Here is a 19,444-nt window from a genome sequence, read left to right on the forward strand (position 1 = left end):
CAAACAAGAAATTTTCTTAAACTAAATCTAAAAAAGTGACACCTTTGTAAATAACATAACTCGTTCTCAAATGGCTTTTAAACAAATCTATTCGCTTCTTATCATAACCCTCTTACTCTCTTGTAAATCTTCAAGCCTTCTTCAAAGTAAAACGCAAGAAATAAGACAGCTCGACTTTGTAAATGAAGTGATTATTCCTGCCGATGCTATGTATGAAGATATAGCTGTGGGTGGCCTATCTAGTATCGATTATATGGATGGTAAGTGGTATATCATAAGTGACGATAGAAAAAATCCGCGATTTTATATTGCAGATATTAAGATTGAAAATGGCAAGTTACAATTACCTGTTTTCACCTCGATGGTAAATTTTAAGGATACCTTAGGTATTGCTTTTAAAAGTGGGCTAGCTGATCCAGAATCACTGCGGGTAACTCCTTCTAATGACATTATATGGTCAAGTGAAGGAAATATAAGCAAGGGTATTAATCCTTTTATAAGAACATCTAGTATGGATGGAGCTTTTAAAAATGCTATTGCGATTCCTTCTAGATATCTTGTTCAAAACGATATTGCTAGTGGCCCACATAACAATGGAGTTTTTGAAGCGCTCTCTAGAAATTACGATAACAAAGGTTTCTGGGTAACTACAGAATTACCACTCAAACAAGATGGTATTGTACCTACTGCAAGTGACGCAAACTCTCCCGTACGTATTGCATATATAGATCATGAGCGTAAAACGTTTAAAAAAGAGTATGCATACATGCTAGATAAAGTAGCTAGAGAAGGTAAGCTTGAAGTAAACGGCGTGACTGAAATTTTGTCATACAACGAACACTCCTTTCTAGTTCTTGAACGATCTTATGCATCGGGGCATGATGATGGTGGAAATGATGTTAAGATTTACCAAGTTTCAACGAAAAATGCAACAGATGTAAACGACCTAAATAGTCTTTCTAATTCATCTTACACCCCTGCGACCAAGAAACTTTTATTAGATTTTAGTAGCGTGCGTAGTCAGCTCACAGATGGTATTGTAGATAATATTGAAGGAATGACTTTTGGTCCTAATTTTGAAAATGGAAATAGATCACTAGTCGTTATCTCTGATAATAATTTTAACTCCTTTGGAAAACAACTTAGTCAGATAATACTATTTGAAATTAAATAAAAGTTACTCTTTGATGAGTAGGCTTGTTGCTATTTTGCCCTTATTTTTGTTGAAAAATATACGATGCTTAAGACCTTTAGAATTCTCAGTGTATTAGAAGGAATATCATTTTTATTAATCCTTTTTATCACCATGCCATTAAAGTATATATTTGATAATGGAGCACCTAATAAAGTTATTGGTATGGCTCATGGATTTCTATTTCTTGCCTATGTAGTAATGGCAATTATGATGAAATCTTATATGAAATGGAACAATAAAACAGTAGGAATCGTCCTTTTATGCTCTATTATTCCATTTGGTACTTTTTGGATGGATAAAAAATATCTCCAGTCTACTTAAAGAATTCTATACTGATATAATAATTAGGCTCTTCCCCATTACTAGCTCGTATTGCATTTATTATAGGCAAAATAAAGCCTAACACCGCAAGTATTAATAAAGTAACGAGACCTAACCCAAATACTAGTATTGCAGGGATGCTCAGTATGCAATAAATGAACAGACTTATCTGAAAATTTGCAATAGATTTTCCATGCTCATCCATGTCAATTACTCGGTCTTTATTAGAAAGCCACAATATAAGTGGTACTATAAAACCTCCAAAACCAGTGATATAGTCTAGAAGTTGGGATAGATGAGTAAGTGCTAGCAGCGTTCTATCTTCACGCGCAAATGTGGTTTGTTGTACAATTTCCATATGATTGATTGTTGATTGATACTATATATGTATATGCTTACGCGAAAATGTTACACGTTTACGTAATTTTGTAAAGATGAATGTACAAGATACTATAGTAGCTTTAGCAAGTCCAGCAGGCGCTGGCGCAATTGCCGTAATACGCGTTTCTGGAGCTCAAGCCCTAGAAATAACCTCCCCTATTTTTAAATCTGTAAGTGGTAAAGTGTTATCAGAGCAAAAAACACATACCATTCACTTAGGACATATTATGGATGGTGAGCGCACTATAGATGAAGTTCTAGTCTCATTATTTAAAGGCACAAACTCATACACTGGCGAGCCTACCGTGGAAATTTCTTGCCACGGATCTAATTATATTCAGCAAGAAATCATACAGTTACTATTAAGGTCAGGCTGTCGTGCTGCGCAGGCAGGAGAATTTACACTACGTTCATTTATTAATGGTAAAATGGACTTAAGTCAAGCAGAAGCTGTTGCAGATCTTATTGCTAGTGATAATGAAGCCTCTCATCAAATTGCAATGCAACAAATGCGAGGAGGCTTCTCTAATGAAATAGCACAGCTGCGTCAAGAGCTTTTAAACTTTGCATCCCTCATTGAACTAGAATTAGATTTCTCTGAAGAAGATGTTGAGTTTGCAGACCGTAGCCAATTTAAAGAGCTCATCGCTCGCATCACAAAAGTACTCAAGCGTCTCATAGATTCTTTTGCAACAGGTAATGTGATAAAAAATGGAATCCCCGTAGCTATTGTGGGCGAACCTAATGTAGGGAAATCAACATTATTAAATGCGCTGCTCAATGAAGAGCGCGCTATTGTATCAGATATCGCAGGTACCACTCGCGACACTATAGAAGATGAGCTATCTATAGGTGGTATTGGTTTTAGGTTTATAGACACAGCTGGCATACGAGAAACTGTAGATGTGATTGAAGGCTTAGGAATAAAGAAAACATTTGAAAAAATAAAACAAGCACAAGTTGTGATCCTGCTTTTTAGTGCAAATGAATTCCTTGCAAATGCTGAGATCTTTAAAACAGAGATTGAAAAAATTAAAAACAAGTTTCCTCTTAAGCCTCTTATTATTGTTGCCAATAAAATTGATCGAGTAAGTGAAAATGATATCACAGCAATAAGTAATCAAATACCAAATCTTCATTTAATTTCTGCCAAAGAAAATAAAGGAGTTGACGGTCTTAAAACTAAACTTCTTGAATTTGTAAACACTGGAGCCCTGCGCAATGACGAGACTATTGTTACAAACAGTAGACACTACGATGCATTAATCAAAGCACTCGAAGAGATAGAAAAAGTGCAATACGGACTAGATACAGATCTCTCAGGAGACCTTATGGCAATAGATATTAGAGAGGCACTTTATCATTTTGGAGAAATTACGGGACAAGTAACTAATGATGAGCTTCTTGGAAATATTTTTGCAAACTTTTGTATCGGGAAGTAATTACGATAGCCAGCAAAAAAATATAAGAATCTTCCTAGAAATTTTGCAAAGTAGATTGATTTAGAGTTTTTCTTTAACATTTTATAAATCAATCCTACAATCATCACAAAATAATTCTAGAGTAGTAGTATTTAGAAAATCTTTATTTGGGTATTATATAATAAAGGCTGAGCAATAACAGTATTGCTCAGCCTTAAAATTATTGGGATGTAGTACTACCTTATTATCTCTTGATAAGAACTTTCGTCCCTTGCACTACTCCATTTACAGTTGGCTTTAGGAAATAAAAACCTCTATGTAAATTCCCTAGTTGTAGCGTTGTGATTGATTTCCCTTGAGAAATTGTTGCATTTTGAGAAAATACACGAACACCAAAGATATTATATAGTTCAAAAGTCACATCAGTATCCATAGCGCTAGTAATTTTAACATTAGCATCTTTAATTACTGGATTAGGATATACTTTAATTTTAGAAACAACAATTGAAGAGTTATCGCAAGCGCCTAATGTTGCACCTTTTCGTAAAAATACTCTTGCAGCATAACGGCTTACACAAAGTGAACGCCCCTTGTAACAGAGCTGAACTCGCTTGTAATATGGATTATTACCACATGTTACATCCTCTACTGTAACAGTAATTTCCTTTGTAGTCTCACATCCATTATCATCCATTATTGTAACTGTTACGGTTGTTGTTTCTTCAGAACAAAAAGTAATACTTTCTGTAGTCTCCCCCGTACTCCATAATATGGATGTATCACCTTCTGCCACAATATCAGATACAGATAATACTGTACAATTAGAATCATAACCCTTGTATATAGTCACATCCTCAGAAACTGAAAATGTTATCTGTGTAGGACTAGATATAGTAATGTTCTCAACTAAGAGTTCTTCATCATTACTATCACTAATAATTACTGAATAGGTGCCTTCGGATAAATTCTCGGCAAAATTTTCTGTTTGCCCATCACTCCAAACATAGCTATACGGAGCAACACCTCCTGTTATAGAAACGGTTGCAACTCCATCATTTGCATCAAAACAAGTGATGTCAAATGCTTCTATAGATACCACTTCTAGAGGCTCTATAGTATCAAATAAGAATCTAGCTGAAACTGGAAAGTGATCAGATGCAGTGAATGCATAATCTTCATCATAAAATTGATATCCTATTGATGCACTACTCTCGATATAATTCTCAAAAAGTTCATTTGTGATGGCAATATGATCAATCATATTTTCTCTAGATACAAAAGATCTAAATCCAGCATCACTTAATACACTTGTAACAACGTTGTAGTTTTCTGGATCTTGTACGTAAGTTATAAATGATGATTCTGTTGTGGGCACACCATCTGCAACCGTCTCATCAACATCATCATTGTAATCTCCCAAAAGAATAACCTTTCTATCTGAAAATTGTGCATCTAGAGAATCTTTAAGTACTTCTACATCATAACGACGCATATCATATCTATTTTGAGATTGTGTACTACCATTTGCACGTGCATGCAATGCTATTAAATCTATTTGCTCTGTGCTCCCATTTATAGTAACATCTGCAGTCATTAAGAAAGGTAGACGACCACTTGCATAAAAACGATCTGTAGTACTAGGATAATCTACTAAAGCACTATCATCACCTCCATTGTATAATGGGTGTATTGTAGCTAATAGAGCTTGTGTTTTCACAGGATTCACCGTAGCAGTTTTATAAATAAAACCAAGCTTTTGAAAAGGTGGTGTTCCTGTTGGATTAGAAACAGCATCAGACAGGATATAATCGTAGCCTTCTAATCCATCTACTAGTTCTGCGAAAAGTACATCATCTGCAATTTCTTCTACAGCAATTACATCTGCATCTAATCTTCTTAGTACTGTGCGTACGCTATCTCTCTGTATTTCATCAGACATAGGTCTGCCAGCTGGCGGAGCATTATTTTCATCCCCGAACCACTCAATATTCCACGCGACTACATCAAAGCTATCATCCCTTGAAACATCAGAGGTTTCATCTGGACTTTCGAAAGGAGTAGCGCATGGTATATCACTTGCTAGTCTAGGTAATAGTTGGAAATTATCGCCAAAACGACCTACAACTCCTACAATATCACAACTACTAGGTTGTGTTAATGTAATAAGTGAAGATGCATTTCCGTCGATACGCAACTGACCTGTTCCACTGCTATCTGTAAGTTCAAAGTTAGAATTTCCAAATAGTAAGTCACCTGGATTTGGGAAACTTGCATTTAAAACACGCACTAATTGTCCTTCATAATTAGATAGTTGTGATAATTCAATGGTAATAGGTTCTATAATACTTGTAGGTGGTGAATTAATTTCAACAACATTAACAGGACTTATCTGTGCTAGATTATTGAATGCACTTCTAGTACCTGTAACTGTGATAGAATCACCAATAGTAAATACATTCTCACCATGAACAAGATTATCAAATATTGCAATTCCTCCCGTTGCATCTTGAATAAATGCAGGTCCATTAAACTGATCACTTACCGTCAATATTCCAGTAGTTGTAACGGTATCTCCTTCAGCCGCTGCTCTTACCTGCGATATAGTAAGTATTTCCCCTGGAACAACAATAGCATCATTTGCCTTACCTGGTGTAGGGGTTTGAGCTACATAGTTTGCTGTATTTCTTGTCCCTCCTTGTCCGTTTGGAATTCTCTGTAAAGACTCTGAGTCTTTACTTCCATTTTGATTTTCGTTAAGTTGTTCTTGTTCTGGATTTAACAATATAATTAACTCTGAATCAGTATCGTCATCAGTTCCATAAACTATTGCATCAACGAGTCCATCAAGGGTTACTACTGATCCATTTGGAAAATCAGCGGCAGTTCCTTGATAGAGACCTATAGCATCTGCTCCATTTTGAAAGGAGTTACCAGAAATTACTAAATCTACATTTAAAACATCTGCATTTCCTAAAACAAAGTATCCTTCATCATTTGTAATATAACCCTCTAAGTCAAAGGTATTATAGATTGTATCGCCATTTCCATTATAAGCAACAACAACAAATCCTGAAAGGGAAGTGTTTCCTTGTCCACCGTCGTAAATTTCAAGAAATTCTTGTGAATCTGATCCTGCGGTGTCTGCATCAAGTTCATTAATGACTAAAGTAATTGGTTCAGTAGCATTGCTATTTGTGGCTCCAGGAGTAGGCAATGCACTCACATAAGTTGTAGTTTCTCTTAAACCACCTGATCCATTTGTAAATCTCTGTAAAGAGAATATATCCTTATTACTTAAAATATCTTCATTAAGCTGTTCTTGACCTTCTTTTAGAAGTATAAGCAAACCATCATCATCTGCATCATTAGTATCGTAAACAACGGCATCTTGAAGATTGTCAAGATTTACTGGACTTCCATTAACAAAATCATATGTAGCATCTTTATAAAGGGCAATGGCATCTGCTCCATTCTGAATCCCATTACTAGGAAAAACAATACTTGCGGAAGATATTGCTTCATTTCCTAAAACAAAAAAGCCACGTGCATTTGTAGTAAAACCATCTAAAGAATAAGATGCATAACTTGAATCACTAGAACCATTATAAAATACTACGGTGTAACCATCAAGAGGTGTATTACCTGTTCCACCGTCATATAATTCTACGAATTCCATGGTATCTGTACCAGTATTGTCTGCATCAATTTCATTAATGATTAATATTGTGTCGTCTGTTGGTTCTGAAGAAACTACCATGTTTTCAGAGTTTGGAGAATTAATAGCTTCTCCTGCTGACGGTATTGCACTTGGAAAACTTGGAAGACCAGCACCATTAAAATTATTTCTAATCCAGTCTGTTGTACTTCCCGAATTAGTTCGGCTAGGAATTCTAGACGCTCCACCTACTGTAAAAATTCCTCCGTCAAAATCATTGGTTAGTACAACATCGCTGTATGACAAATCTCCTTCATCACCATCACTTACCGCTACACTATCAATAATCTCATCCCAAGGATTAAAATCAATTAAACCATCTACATCTGTATCAATAGTTTCTCCGAGCTTACCACTAAAGTTTGTGACAAGAAGAATCGTTTGAGATCCATTTTGAAACACATTGTTTTGAAAAGGTATTGTGTAAAGCCCATCTGAAGTGGTAGTACCTAATTGAAATACTGAAGTAATAGTTCCTACAGAATTTACATCACCCTCAATAATTAAAAGTGAATAGGCTGAGAGGTCTTCATTGTCCCCTGCAAGAACTTCTATAAATTCGTCGGTATCAGAACCAGCATGATTAAATACAAATTCATTAATCATAGGCGTGATAATCAAGGTGCCAAAAACTTGATTCGTATTTACCGCTCCAAAAGTATTTGAAGTTGTAATTTCCCAAGTAAAATCACCTGCTTCTGTACCATTTCCAGATAGAGATAGTGAACTTTCGGTTGAAGTATTTGCTCCTTCTGACACACCTATGTTTCTACTAGTCAAGCCATCTGCTGGACCTCCTATAGCAGTAAGTTCTCCTTCATATGATATAAATTGAACCAAGTTACCTGTTTCATCTACAAGAGCAATACCATCTGGAGCTCCATTCTGAATTCCTGTAATAGGATAATTTACGGTTCCATAACCATTTTGTTGATTGGCTATTACTCCCGTAAGGTCTACTGTTCGATAAGGTTCGTTATTAGAACCATTATATAAAACTAATGACCATCCTGCTAAATCTGTTCCCTCAGGTCCAGCAAGTTCAATTCCTTCATTAACATCGCCCCCTGCGTTGTCATAATGCAATTCATTAATAAAAACACCTTGAGCATTCGTATTAGCACTAAGAAATGCCAATACAATGCACAAAAGTGCACTGAGTAGTTTTTTTTTCATTGAGAGAGTTTTTAGTTATGATTTTTGCAAATCTACAATCAAACTCAGTGTTCAATGTTTCTATATTGTTAAGCAATCGGCAAGTGGTGATGAACAATAATTTTGACTTTATTATTATTCTAAAACAGCTATAATTATATATCACTTATTTTCAAAAATTTACAGCTATTTTCTAGGTTTTGCTCTTTGATATTGATTCGGCCAAGCAATCTTCTTCCCTCCTAGTTCTGGACTTAATAATCCAAAATATGGATTTCGTAACATTTCTCTACCTACAAATATTAAATCTGCTCGATCATTAGTTAAAATATCATCAGCTTGAATGGCGTCATCAATTAAGCCTACTGCACCCGTGGCTATTTTAATTTCCTTTTTGATTTTTTCTGCAAAAGGAACTTGATAGTTTTTTTTAACTGGAATTTCTTGATTCTTAACAACACCTCCCGTTGAACAGTCTATCAAGTCTACTCCATTATCCTTAAGAAGCTGAGAAATTTTCAGAGAATCTTCAATGGTATGACCACCTTCTGCCCATTCTGTAGCAGATATTCGTACAAACAAAGGCATCTTTACAGGAATCACGGTTCTAATTTTTTCAACAACTTCTAACAACATGCGCGCTCGGTTTTGAAAAGAACCACCATATTGATCTTCTCTTTTATTAGTGAGAGGTGATAAAAACTGATTTAAAAGATAACCATGTGCAGCGTGAATCTCAATGACATCAAAACCTGCTTCAACAGCTCTCTTAGCTCCATCTACAAATGACTTTATGATATCTTTAATTTCGTCCTTAGAGAGTTCTTTTGGCATAAGGCCGTTCTCATCAAACGCTATAGGTGATGGCGCTACAGGATCCCATCCACCATCATCACTAGTTAGTATTTTACTCCCCTCCCAAGGTGGTAATGTACTTGCCTTTCTACCAGCGTGTGCTAGCTGAATTCCCACTGCTGTTCCTTGTTCCTTAATAAATGTTGTAATCCGTTTAAGAGGCTCAATATGCTCATCTAACCAAATTCCCATATCTGATGGTGTAATCCTTCCTTCTGGAGAAATTGCAGCAGCCTCAGTAATAATGAGCCCAGCTCCTCCTACAGCTCTAGAACCTAAATGAACAAGGTGCCAATCATTTGCCAATCCGTTAACTGAGCTATATTGGCACATGGGAGAAACTACAATTCTATTGGATAATTCTAAGCCTCTTATTTTGAATGGAGTGTATAATTTTGACATATTTATTTTGTTAGGGATTTTTATACTCTAAGAATAATTTCTAAATACTACTTCAGTGACTATGTATATATGAATTCTACGCAATAAGTAAATTCATTACAAATGAAAAAATCAAACCTTTTCACAAAGATAAACTCCATTATAAGAGATACGAAGACGAGATAGAAAAGACTTAAGTGAAAATTATTAAAATTATATAACTAGGAATGCAATAATCAATTTCAAAAGAACAAAAAGCTTTTCAATTGTAAGCTACCTCGAATATTTAAGCTATTTTGAAAAATAATCACTCTAAGTTGTACTTGTACCCTATTCCTATACTTGTTGCATTAGAGAAGTCATTGATATAATCTGCTCCTAAAAAAAGATTGATAATTCCGAGAATATTGGTGTCATAAGAAAAATTTGCATAACTATAAAACGCTTGTTGTCTAGGTTTAATGGGCGAGTTGTACGTTCCAAGATTCTGTATATAAGACCCTTTAATTGTATAGTCAATCTTCCCTAGTGATCCAGCTATACCTAGATGATGACCTATCATTCTGTTATTACTAGGCGTCATTGTGTTGCCGAAGGGATTAATTAATGGTAATCCTATAATAGCACCTTCATAAGTCCACCCAGATGGATAAATATTATTACTAAAATAATTATCATCACCACTCTGCTGGTTAAGTCCTTCTGTTGGTCTAGGAGCGCCACTCTGCGATACCGTTTGTATATATTCATAAAGTATTGACCTAATCAACTTACTTCCTTTAGGTAAATAAGTTATACCCCATACACCATCAGGAAAATTATTTAATTCTCGTCCAGATCGATCTTCAAACAATGATTGATGATAGAGCGCTAATGTTCCATTTTTGAAGTATTTTTTATAATTAACATTATAACTACCTAAGTGATTTCCTAAAGCGTTAATAGCTTCGTTAGGGTTATCTATATCGCCTCCATTGGCTCCAATAAAAATTCTACCAAATGCATTTAAGTCACTTGGAAGTTCAGTTCCGTCTGAGAGCGTACCAGCCCATTGTACATAATGTCTTAGTGCTATAGAAAGAGAACTTGTTTCATTTATTCTCCAATTAGTTCTAATCATTTTATAATGAATCTGCGCATTTTTTGTACTGCGATTATCATTCAAACTATAATGAGCTAACTCACCGTCTAATGAAAATTTATCTGATAATTTAATTGGCTTAACATTAGAAATGATGATTCCGGGAAATGGTCGCGAATTTCCAGTTTGTAAAATATTATCATTTATGGTAGATAAATTATATTCATATTGAGGAAGTTGTTTAGCTCCTAAGGTCACTAAAATTGATCTGTTTCTATATTCCAAATATAAATCACTTCTCCTTAGATTATCCTCAAAGCCATCAGATAGATAAGCACCTGCACCTAGAGTTAATATATGATTATTTGATATGATATAGTCCGCTTTCGCGAAAGCGGAAACCCCATAAGTACTTGACTCATTTAAAAAACCTTGACTATTAGTAAAACTCCAAAAAGGAAGTCTATTTTTTTTAGAAAAAAGTCTAGATTCAAACGTACCTCTTACTTCAAAATCATCTTGGCCAGCACAAACTGATGTAAATAACCAAATAAAAATTAAAGCTGCATGAACTCTCATTTACAATTGAGAAATATAAGAAGTGTATGGCTTCTTTAATTAGAACTGTTGGTGTTTGAATTTTCAAAAGACAAATTGTTATTATCAATTCCACCTACGTTTATGTCTAATAATTCATATTCCGAATTATTACTTTTAAACTCAGGCACCAAAGATTTAAGCTTAGCAACACTAATTGTATTATTATTTTTAATTGCCGCTTTTATAATTGAATTTATTACTGTATTAATCTGTTCATAGTCATTCTCTAGATCCTCGCTTATCATTATTTTGTCATGATGCGTAGGTAAAGTTTTACTTTCGTTACTCAATAATTCCTCGTAAAGCTTTTCCCCTGGTCGTAAACCTGTGATCTTTATTTCTATATCTTCATTAAGAGTATGTCCCGCTAGCTTAATCATCTTTTCTGCGAGATCCATTATACGTACTGGCTCTCCCATATCAAATATAAAAATCTCACCTCCTTTACCCATTGTTCCAGCCTCCAGAACGAGTTGGCACGCCTCAGGTATAGTCATAAAATAGCGTATAATATCTGGATGGGTTATCGTCACTGGTCCTCCACCCTCAATTTGCTTCTTAAATAATGGTACTACAGATCCATTAGATCCTAGCACATTGCCAAACCTCGTTGTGATGAACTTAGTAGTATTCTTTTTACCTTTTTCAAGTAAGTTAAAATTCTTTGATTGTACATACATTTCTGCTGCCCTTTTGGTCGCACCCATAACATTAGTAGGATTAACAGCTTTGTCAGTACTTACCATAACAAAATGACTTACCTTATGTTTTGCTGCAATATCTGCTAGATTTTTTGTGCCGTAAATATTTGTAAGTATGGCCTCAGATGGATTGTTCTCCATTAATGGTACGTGTTTGTATGCGGCTGCGTGATATATAATATCAATTTTAAAAGCATCGAAAAGTACACGTAATCTATTTCTATTTGCAACATCACATATTACAAACTCAAAATCAATGTCCGGATACGTCCCTAGTAATTCTAAGCTGAGATTATGCAGAGGTGATTCAGCCTGATCTAAAATTATAAGTTTAAAAGGCTTATAAGAGGAAACCTGTCGAGCAATTTCACTACCTATAGATCCCGCCCCACCAGTTACTAAGACAGTTTTATCTTTTATTTTTTGAGATTTTATATCATCATTTAGTTTTATAGGGTCCCTATCTAAAAGATCTTCAATCTGAAGAGTTTTGAGCTGATCGGTAACAGTCGTTTTTTCGCTCCAATTAATTACTAAAGGTGAATTATAAACTTTAATGTCATATTCTAAACATTCCTTTACAATTTGGAATTTCTCTTCTGCATTAAGTGTGTTTCCGGCAAAGATTATTGCAGATGCATCAAGTTTTTTTGTTAGTTTATCGATGCCATTATTTAATTCTAAAACAGGTTTACTCAGTATTCGTAAACTCTTGTTTTGCCTTTTTGAAATAAATCCCTGAACAACAAATCGTTGTGGGTGTTCAATATCAAGAGCAGCAGCTATTGATATTGCACTATCATCAATGCCAACTATAACAGCTTTTACTAATTCTTCATCCTTTAATACTAGTTTAAAAGAATCGTACAGCTGCTTTACTAGTAGTCTAAATATAAATTGTATACTAAAAGATAAAACTGCAAATAAAAATACTCCTGTGGTTAGAAAGATTTTTGGATAACCGAACGATAGGCATATAATATTAATTAGAATTAGACTTAAAAAGGTAGATCCAGAAGCAAAAACTAATTTTAAAGCATCCATATAGGATGAATGTCTTATTAAACCTGCATAAGTTTTGAAAATTAATAGGTATACAAAGTTAACTCCTAAAATTAAGCTGAGCTGTTTATTTAAACCTATAGTTTTTAAAGGTCTAATTGCAATACCATCTAACAATATATAGGTAACAACAACAGCAAAAAGAATAAGAAAAACGTCTATAAATAAAACAGCCCATCTAGGTAAGTACCGTAAGTTTCGTATATCGAGTTTATTTTCTTCTTTAAATAATCGATTTATAGCTTCTATTATTCTTTTCAACATAAAAATTACTTGAATATTTTAAAGATAACCTTTTCTATCCTAAACCTATCATCATCAGTTAGATTAGAACCAGAAGGTAAGCATAAACCTTGTTCAAATAAATTTTCTGAAACCTTTCCCCCATAATACGGTGCATCTTTAAATATAGGTTGCAAATGCATAGGTTTCCATAAAGGTCTCGATTCTATATTGACTTTCGCAAATGCAAGGCGTAAATCCTCTCTAGTTATCCCGTTGGTCTCTAACGGATTAATTAAAATAGCCGATAGCCAGTGATTACTATAATACTCATCTGAAGGTTCAGAAAATACTGTTACACCATCAATATCTTTGAATTGCTTCACGTAAAATTCATGCATTTCTCTACGTAGCCCGATGTGCTTATCTAAGACTTCCATTTGACCTCTACCTATTCCAGCAGATATATTACTTAGTCTATAATTGTAACCAACGCTTGTGTGCTCGTAATGTGGGGCTTCATCACGTGCTTGAGTTGCTAAAAAAACAGTTTTGTTTTTATCCTCAATATTTTGACACACCAAAGCTCCACCACCGCTTGTAGTAATAATCTTATTACCATTAAATGATAAAATACCAAACTTACCGAAAGTACCACATTTTTTACCTTTATACGTTGATCCTAGGGCCTCTGCGCTATCCTCTACAACAGGTATATTGTACTTTTCAGCCACCTGATTGATAGCTTCAATTTTATAAGGCATTCCATATAAATGAACGGCTACAATTGCTTTTGGCTTCTTGCCATTATCAATTCTATCCTTAATAGCCTCTTCTAGGTGGATCGGGCAAATATTCCAGGTTTCAGGTTCACTGTCTACAAGTATAGGCGTGGCCCCTTGATACATTATTGGATTAATACTACCACAAAATGTGAAAGTCTGGCAAATTACTTCATCTCCTGCTACTACACCACACTGTATTAATGCAAGGTGAATAGCTGCTGTACCAGAGCTCAAAACAGCGACCTCTACATCGCCTTTTTGATATAATTTGAGATCATTTTCAAAACCATTGACATTAGGACCTAATGGAGCAACCCAGTTTGTGTCAAAGGCTTCAGTAACAAATTTACGCTCATTTCCTCCCATATGTGGAGATGATAGCCATATTTTAGAATTCTGCATTTAGTTTTAAGATTTGATTGATGATTTTATATTTACAATAAAATTTGTCATACTCTACTAATATTTATTAACAGAAGTCAAATTTATAAAAATATAGTATAGTGATATATCATTAATATTAAATCAAAATAATCACCCAAAGAATATTGTAATTAATCTTTTGACCCTGTAAATGTTTCCATAGAAACAGACGTATCAGAGTTTATACCATCTCTCTTTACTACTTTTAAAAAAGTTTTAAAAAGGACCTTGAGATCTAAAATAAAACTCAAGTTATCTACATACCACACATCAAGTTCAAATTTCTTTTCCCAAGATATACTGTTTCTCCCATTTACTTGAGCCCAGCCTGTTATTCCAGGTTTCACGTTATGACGTCTTGCTTGATTTTCATTATAAAGAGGTAAATACTTAGTGAGTAAGGGTCTTGGGCCTACAAGTGACATATCACCTTTAATAACATTAAGCAATTGAGGGATTTCATCCAACGATGTAGATCTTATAAATTGTCCTACCTTAGTTATTCTTTCTTCATCTGGTAAAGGTTTACCATTTGCATCACATTCATCTGTCATTGTTTTAAACTTTAAGACAGAAAATATCTCACCATTTAATCCAGGACGCTTTTGTTTAAAAAAAACAGAACCCTTAGTTTTAGTTGCAATTAAAATTGCCACCACTATAAAAATTGGTAATAAAAGAATAAAAGCTGAAAAAGCTATTACAATATCTAGTAAACGCTTTAAATATAGTTTATACATTAATAAAATTTAAGTTATGAAACTATTTAATATAGACTTTAGACTGTAAAAGATTTACCACCATGTTTAATCTGACCCTTTTCATTCACAATCACACCTTGTTTTATAATTCTTGCTGGATTACCTACTACAACACTGTTACTAGGGACTGACTTTGTAACGATGGCACCCGCACCTACTACTACGTGATTACCTAATACAACTCCGGGTAAGATAATAGACTTTATGCCGATTATACAATTTGAACCAATTCTAGTATCTGCTTTTAGTGATCTACTATGATCATGTGATAATATCATAGCTCCCGCAAGCACCCAAGTAAAGTCACCAATATATATACCTCTAGGATTGATACTTTTATCTAAAACTGCTTTGTAAGATATAATTGCTTTTTTAGATATATTCATAGAATATATCTTATTTAAGTACATTGGGTAAAGAGAAGATAAGATATTCCAAAGTTTTTTTCTCATAACACAACTTTTAAAATTTACTCGCAATTTCTTTAATAATATCGCTTAATTTCAGATTTTTTGAATATCCTAATTGTGTGATTTTGGAATCATCTATAGTAGAACTTACTACATTTTTATCCTGTTTTAATAAATCAAAAGAGCCACTACCCTTCACCTCGCTTTCTATGAGTTTGCTGTAGGATGCCATTGTTATATTTTCTCCCCCAAAATTTAAGATTTCAGGTAAAACTTGAGTATAACTCAATTCTTGTAAAAAATCAATAGCTGTAACAACTTCATCTATATGAACAAGATTTGTTCTATTGTCTGGAGTGTCCAATATTATTTTCTCTCCTGCAATGTATCTTTTTATCATTCCACCGAAAAAACCACAAGAACTAATATTATTTGGATTCATAATTCTGGCTATCCGTAATGACACAACATTAGAAATAGGAGAAAATTTATTGAAATCAGCAAATATCTTCTCTATAAGTAACTTTTGAAAAGCATATAGACTGTTTGTCACTACTTCGATTTCTTCTGTTTTATCTATAACACTAAATTGATCGTAGACAGATTGTGAAGAAATATTCAAAATAAACGGGATTTTCGCCTTTGCTATTTTATGAGAGAGCTCTTGTAAAAATAAAATTGCATCATATTTATGAGCGTCTGGCTCTGGAGCAAGCGCGCTTATAAAATTTATCAAAGTATCTGACTGGCATAAAACCTGATCAACATTGACATCTGAAGTATCATAGATAGTTACATCTTCTCTTTTGAAAAGATTCGTATATTTTTCTAACGATGTCTTACGACATATAAGGTTATAAGAAATATCACTATCTACATCTTTACCATTCAAATAATTTTGACCTAAATTACTACCTGCACCCAGTATTGTAATAATTTTTTTATTCAAATTTGTTCTCTCTCTAGCGATAGTTGTACAAGCAACTTGTCGTACTCCTTTTTTACCCGTAGCATATGTAGATATTGATGTTTTAGGTAAGTTCAGAAAATCATTGACCAGATATTGAACTTCGTTAAAACCTAGAAGTGCTCTATTACCAGTAATACCAGTAAAGCGCATATTCATTTCAAAAAAGAATAATCCGTTATCAGATATGCGCCCCTGTATATTAACGGGTCCTCTCACACCCATTTTTTCACAGATAGGTACAAATTTTAAAATCTCATCTATGTGTTCAAAAGTGTTTGGGTCTATAGGATCTATATAGACTGGAACACCATTTTTGAGAGTGTTTTTTGATATAAAAACACCTTCACATTTTGAGGTACTAGAAAATACAAGTTGAATTGAAATTTCTGATCGTTGTATAAAATCACCTTTAGCAACAGCCTTTTTTATAGCCTCATAATTAGGATCTGTTTTCTCAGGAAATAAGTAAGGTTGAATGATATCATTATCAGTAAGACCTTCAAGATCTTTAAGTGTATTTACAATAGAAATACCCTGAGAGGCAGATCCTCCGGAAGGTTTAACAATAGCAGGAAATATTGTGGTATCTGGCTCTTGTTTGAAATCTTTTACAAAATATGTTGGAACGATATTACAACCTAAAGGTTTCCAGTAATCAAACCAAATCTTTTTGTCTCTACTTATTTCTATGAGGTCAGGCTTTGAGACAATAACAGATACGCCAGCTTTATTAAATCGTTCAATTTCTGTAGCAAATACAGAAAGCTCATGATCGTGACCAGGTATAATAAGATTTACTTTATGCTTTTTACACAATTCTAGTATAGTATCAAGATATTCTGCCGCATAAATACTTGGTACTTTTTCAAAAACGTCACAATAACTGTGGGCATAAACATTAGGATTTCCATCACAACCTATTATGTGGTAATCTCTACTAATATTAAGTGAATCTATTGCAGACTGGCCAACTCCAGATCCTACACAAGTTACTAAGACAGTAATCATTATTTATTTGTTATAAGTTCATTAAGCAAACGAAAATCAAAACTACTATAAATATCATTAACCCTAGCTATCGGTGAATCTGTTTCTTCTAGAAAGTGAGAAAAATCACTTTTTGAGCAAATAGATCGAAACAGTTTATTTTCTAGCTCACTACGCTCTTTTCTAAAAAATCCATAATTAATCTGGCCTACTGGTTTATTAAGACTTAATGCCTCATAAAGTACTGTTGAATTATCACCTATTACAACTTTAGATTTTAATATTGATTTTTGAAGATTTGCCGTAGAACTTTCTATTTTAAGATTTGCTATTTTATCAGACAATATTTTATTTTTCACACTTAAACTTTCTTGAGGATGTAATCTCATTATGAAAATATAAGATTTAGCTTCTTGAGCAACATCAAATAGAATTTCCAGAAGTTGTGTAGTTATTGATGGGCTTGAGATAATTAATATTCGATTTCTATTTATTTCAATATCAGTTGTATTGACAGTATTTGCCCAACCTAAGTTTTTTATACGTTTTAAAGGTATACCAAAATGCTCATTTTTCCACATTGAGCCAAATGTTAAAAATAATGATGGATCAATTAAGTCATTATAGGGGCCTGTATAGAGAACAGTTTCATTTAAGGTGGCACCGTGTTGAAGCTCATATACAGGAATATTCATTTCTCTTGCAGCAACAATTTGTGCAGCAAAAACAGGCCTACTCACTAAGAAAATTTGGTTTACATCAAGTGATTTATAGATAGCTTTATACATACATTTAGTAAAGAAGAAATCTCCATATACAAATGCCGTTTTAATATAATATAAGGAATCTGCAACGTAAATTTTGTTAATCCTATTTTTAAGGTTTTTGAATTTTGAAAAATAACGCAAAATAGTAAACGGTAAAAACAGTATAGATGCTAGTCTACATATATATAATATACTATCACTTTTTGAAATGAAATCACTATTCATTCTAGGCTCAAAATAGCTGCCACCTAGACTTCTTTGCAGCACTACTACATCTCTATGGTCATCAATATATTTAATTATAGGATCAGTAAATTTATCATAATAGATATTCTCTTTCTGAGATAGACGAGTAAAAGCAAAAAATAAAATAGTATTACGCTTTCGCGAAAGCGTAACTTTCAATAACTCGAATATTGAGATGACTAAGTATTTTACTATTTTAAACCATTTCTTTTTAGCAAAAGAAGTTCTATTAGTGAAACCAGTTTTAGACTTTAAATATTTAGTTCTGTATTCAAACCTTAAAAGCCTCCATATTGGAATAGAGTCAATTGATACATCGTATAATTGATATTTTAACTCTAATTTATTAATTTCCTTTATATGATCTGAATTATTTTTCTTCATTGATCTATTTTGTAAAAGATGCTACTTAAATAGCATTATACAATTATAAGTCTATAATATTAGGTCTATCCATAAGAGTACGTATTTTTTCAACTATTGACTTAAGCGGTTTTAAATTCAGTATTACAAATAGTAAAAATGGTAATATCATTATGTATTTAAAATCATTCAAAACAAATATCACGCTAAGCAAATATGGAGCTAAAAGATTGAAAGGTAAGAATATTGAAAAAATTTGTGAGAATGACTTTTTAATTTTCATAAATTTTAGTCCCATATAAACGCATAAAAAAGTAAAAAGTAAATAACTGACATTTGTCGCCAAGATTACATATGAAAATGGTACTTCAAAATATAAAACTAGTATAAAGCCAATAATAATATTAACTATTAGTGAGAAAATTGCAATAAGAGCAATCGTTTTCTCTTTATTTTGTGCCATTAAATATGTTCCAAAGCCGAAGGAATTAGTGTACAATACCACTGTAAGAGATATCAGTTGCAGTGATAATAGCGCACTTTTATATTTAGGTATGAAAACATCTAAAAATGGGAAGAAAACATTTGCTAGAAACACAAGACCAAATGCAAGATTTACATAACTCGTCCTTATATTTTTTT

Annotated in this window: 14 protein-coding genes; 3 read left to right on the top strand and 11 right to left on the bottom strand. The window is 33.4% G+C overall.

The window, feature by feature from the left end; genetic code table 11:
- Positions 1 to 70: 70 nt before the first annotated feature.
- The gene (locus tag D017_RS13080; protein ID WP_035337051.1) at positions 71 to 1,174 is read left to right on the top strand and encodes an esterase-like activity of phytase family protein; all 1,104 of its coding nucleotides are present in this window, start codon (positions 71 to 73) and stop codon (positions 1,172 to 1,174) included.
- A gap of 63 nt (positions 1,175 to 1,237) precedes the next feature.
- A complete protein-coding gene (locus tag D017_RS13085) occupies positions 1,238 to 1,516 on the top strand; it encodes a DUF3817 domain-containing protein (RefSeq protein ID WP_013752231.1) in 279 nt (92 codons plus the stop codon).
- Here the strand turns inward: D017_RS13085 and D017_RS13090 are convergent.
- The gene (locus tag D017_RS13090) at positions 1,509 to 1,874 is read right to left on the bottom strand and encodes a DUF4870 domain-containing protein (RefSeq protein WP_035337055.1); all 366 of its coding nucleotides are present in this window, start codon (positions 1,872 to 1,874) and stop codon (positions 1,509 to 1,511) included. The two genes, D017_RS13085 and D017_RS13090, sit on opposite strands and share 8 nt — an antisense overlap.
- Before the next feature lie 76 nt (positions 1,875 to 1,950).
- Between D017_RS13090 and mnmE the strand changes: the two genes are divergently transcribed.
- Entirely contained in the window at positions 1,951 to 3,339 is a 1,389-nt protein-coding gene (gene mnmE / locus D017_RS13095; protein WP_035337057.1) for a tRNA uridine-5-carboxymethylaminomethyl(34) synthesis GTPase MnmE, read from the top strand.
- 223 nt (positions 3,340 to 3,562) lie between these two features.
- On the opposite strand, the gene D017_RS15045 is transcribed toward mnmE, so the two are convergent.
- The 10 genes from D017_RS15045 to D017_RS13145 all read right to left on the bottom strand — a co-directional run.
- Complete coding sequence (locus D017_RS15045) at positions 3,563 to 8,209, bottom strand: DUF5689 domain-containing protein (RefSeq protein ID WP_051583912.1); 4,647 nt, start codon at positions 8,207 to 8,209, stop codon at positions 3,563 to 3,565.
- Positions 8,210 to 8,374: 165 nt separating this feature from the next.
- A complete protein-coding gene (gene namA, locus D017_RS13105; RefSeq protein WP_035337059.1) occupies positions 8,375 to 9,445 on the bottom strand; it encodes an NADPH dehydrogenase NamA in 1,071 nt (356 codons plus the stop codon).
- Between the two features lie 286 nt (positions 9,446 to 9,731).
- A complete protein-coding gene (locus tag D017_RS13110; protein WP_035337061.1) occupies positions 9,732 to 11,084 on the bottom strand; it encodes a capsule assembly Wzi family protein in 1,353 nt (450 codons plus the stop codon).
- 35 nt (positions 11,085 to 11,119) lie between these two features.
- The gene (locus tag D017_RS13115) at positions 11,120 to 13,132 is read right to left on the bottom strand and encodes a nucleoside-diphosphate sugar epimerase/dehydratase (RefSeq protein ID WP_051583913.1); all 2,013 of its coding nucleotides are present in this window, start codon (positions 13,130 to 13,132) and stop codon (positions 11,120 to 11,122) included.
- 5 nt (positions 13,133 to 13,137) lie between these two features.
- Positions 13,138 to 14,277, bottom strand: coding sequence for an aminotransferase class I/II-fold pyridoxal phosphate-dependent enzyme (locus D017_RS13120; RefSeq protein WP_035337063.1), 1,140 nt, complete (start codon positions 14,275 to 14,277; stop codon positions 13,138 to 13,140).
- Between the two features lie 152 nt (positions 14,278 to 14,429).
- Positions 14,430 to 15,038, bottom strand: coding sequence for a sugar transferase (locus tag D017_RS13125; RefSeq protein ID WP_035337066.1), 609 nt, complete (start codon positions 15,036 to 15,038; stop codon positions 14,430 to 14,432).
- A gap of 38 nt (positions 15,039 to 15,076) precedes the next feature.
- Positions 15,077 to 15,511: an acyltransferase gene (locus D017_RS13130; protein ID WP_035337069.1), complete on the bottom strand. Its 435-nt coding sequence runs from the start codon at positions 15,509 to 15,511 to the stop codon at positions 15,077 to 15,079.
- Between the two features lie 10 nt (positions 15,512 to 15,521).
- On the bottom strand, positions 15,522 to 17,447 hold the full coding sequence (locus tag D017_RS13135) for an NAD-dependent epimerase/dehydratase family protein (RefSeq protein WP_035337071.1): 1,926 nt from the start codon (positions 17,445 to 17,447) through the stop codon (positions 15,522 to 15,524).
- Positions 17,447 to 18,823, bottom strand: coding sequence for a hypothetical protein (locus D017_RS13140; protein ID WP_035337073.1), 1,377 nt, complete (start codon positions 18,821 to 18,823; stop codon positions 17,447 to 17,449). The genes D017_RS13135 and D017_RS13140 overlap by 1 nt, the downstream gene beginning before the upstream one ends.
- Before the next feature lie 43 nt (positions 18,824 to 18,866).
- A partial coding sequence (locus D017_RS13145; protein ID WP_035337075.1) for a hypothetical protein occupies positions 18,867 to 19,444 on the bottom strand: 578 nt, incomplete at its 5' end.

The sequence above is a fragment of the Dokdonia sp. PRO95 genome, from assembly GCF_000355805.1.
Lineage (GTDB): Bacteria > Bacteroidota > Bacteroidia > Flavobacteriales > Flavobacteriaceae > Dokdonia.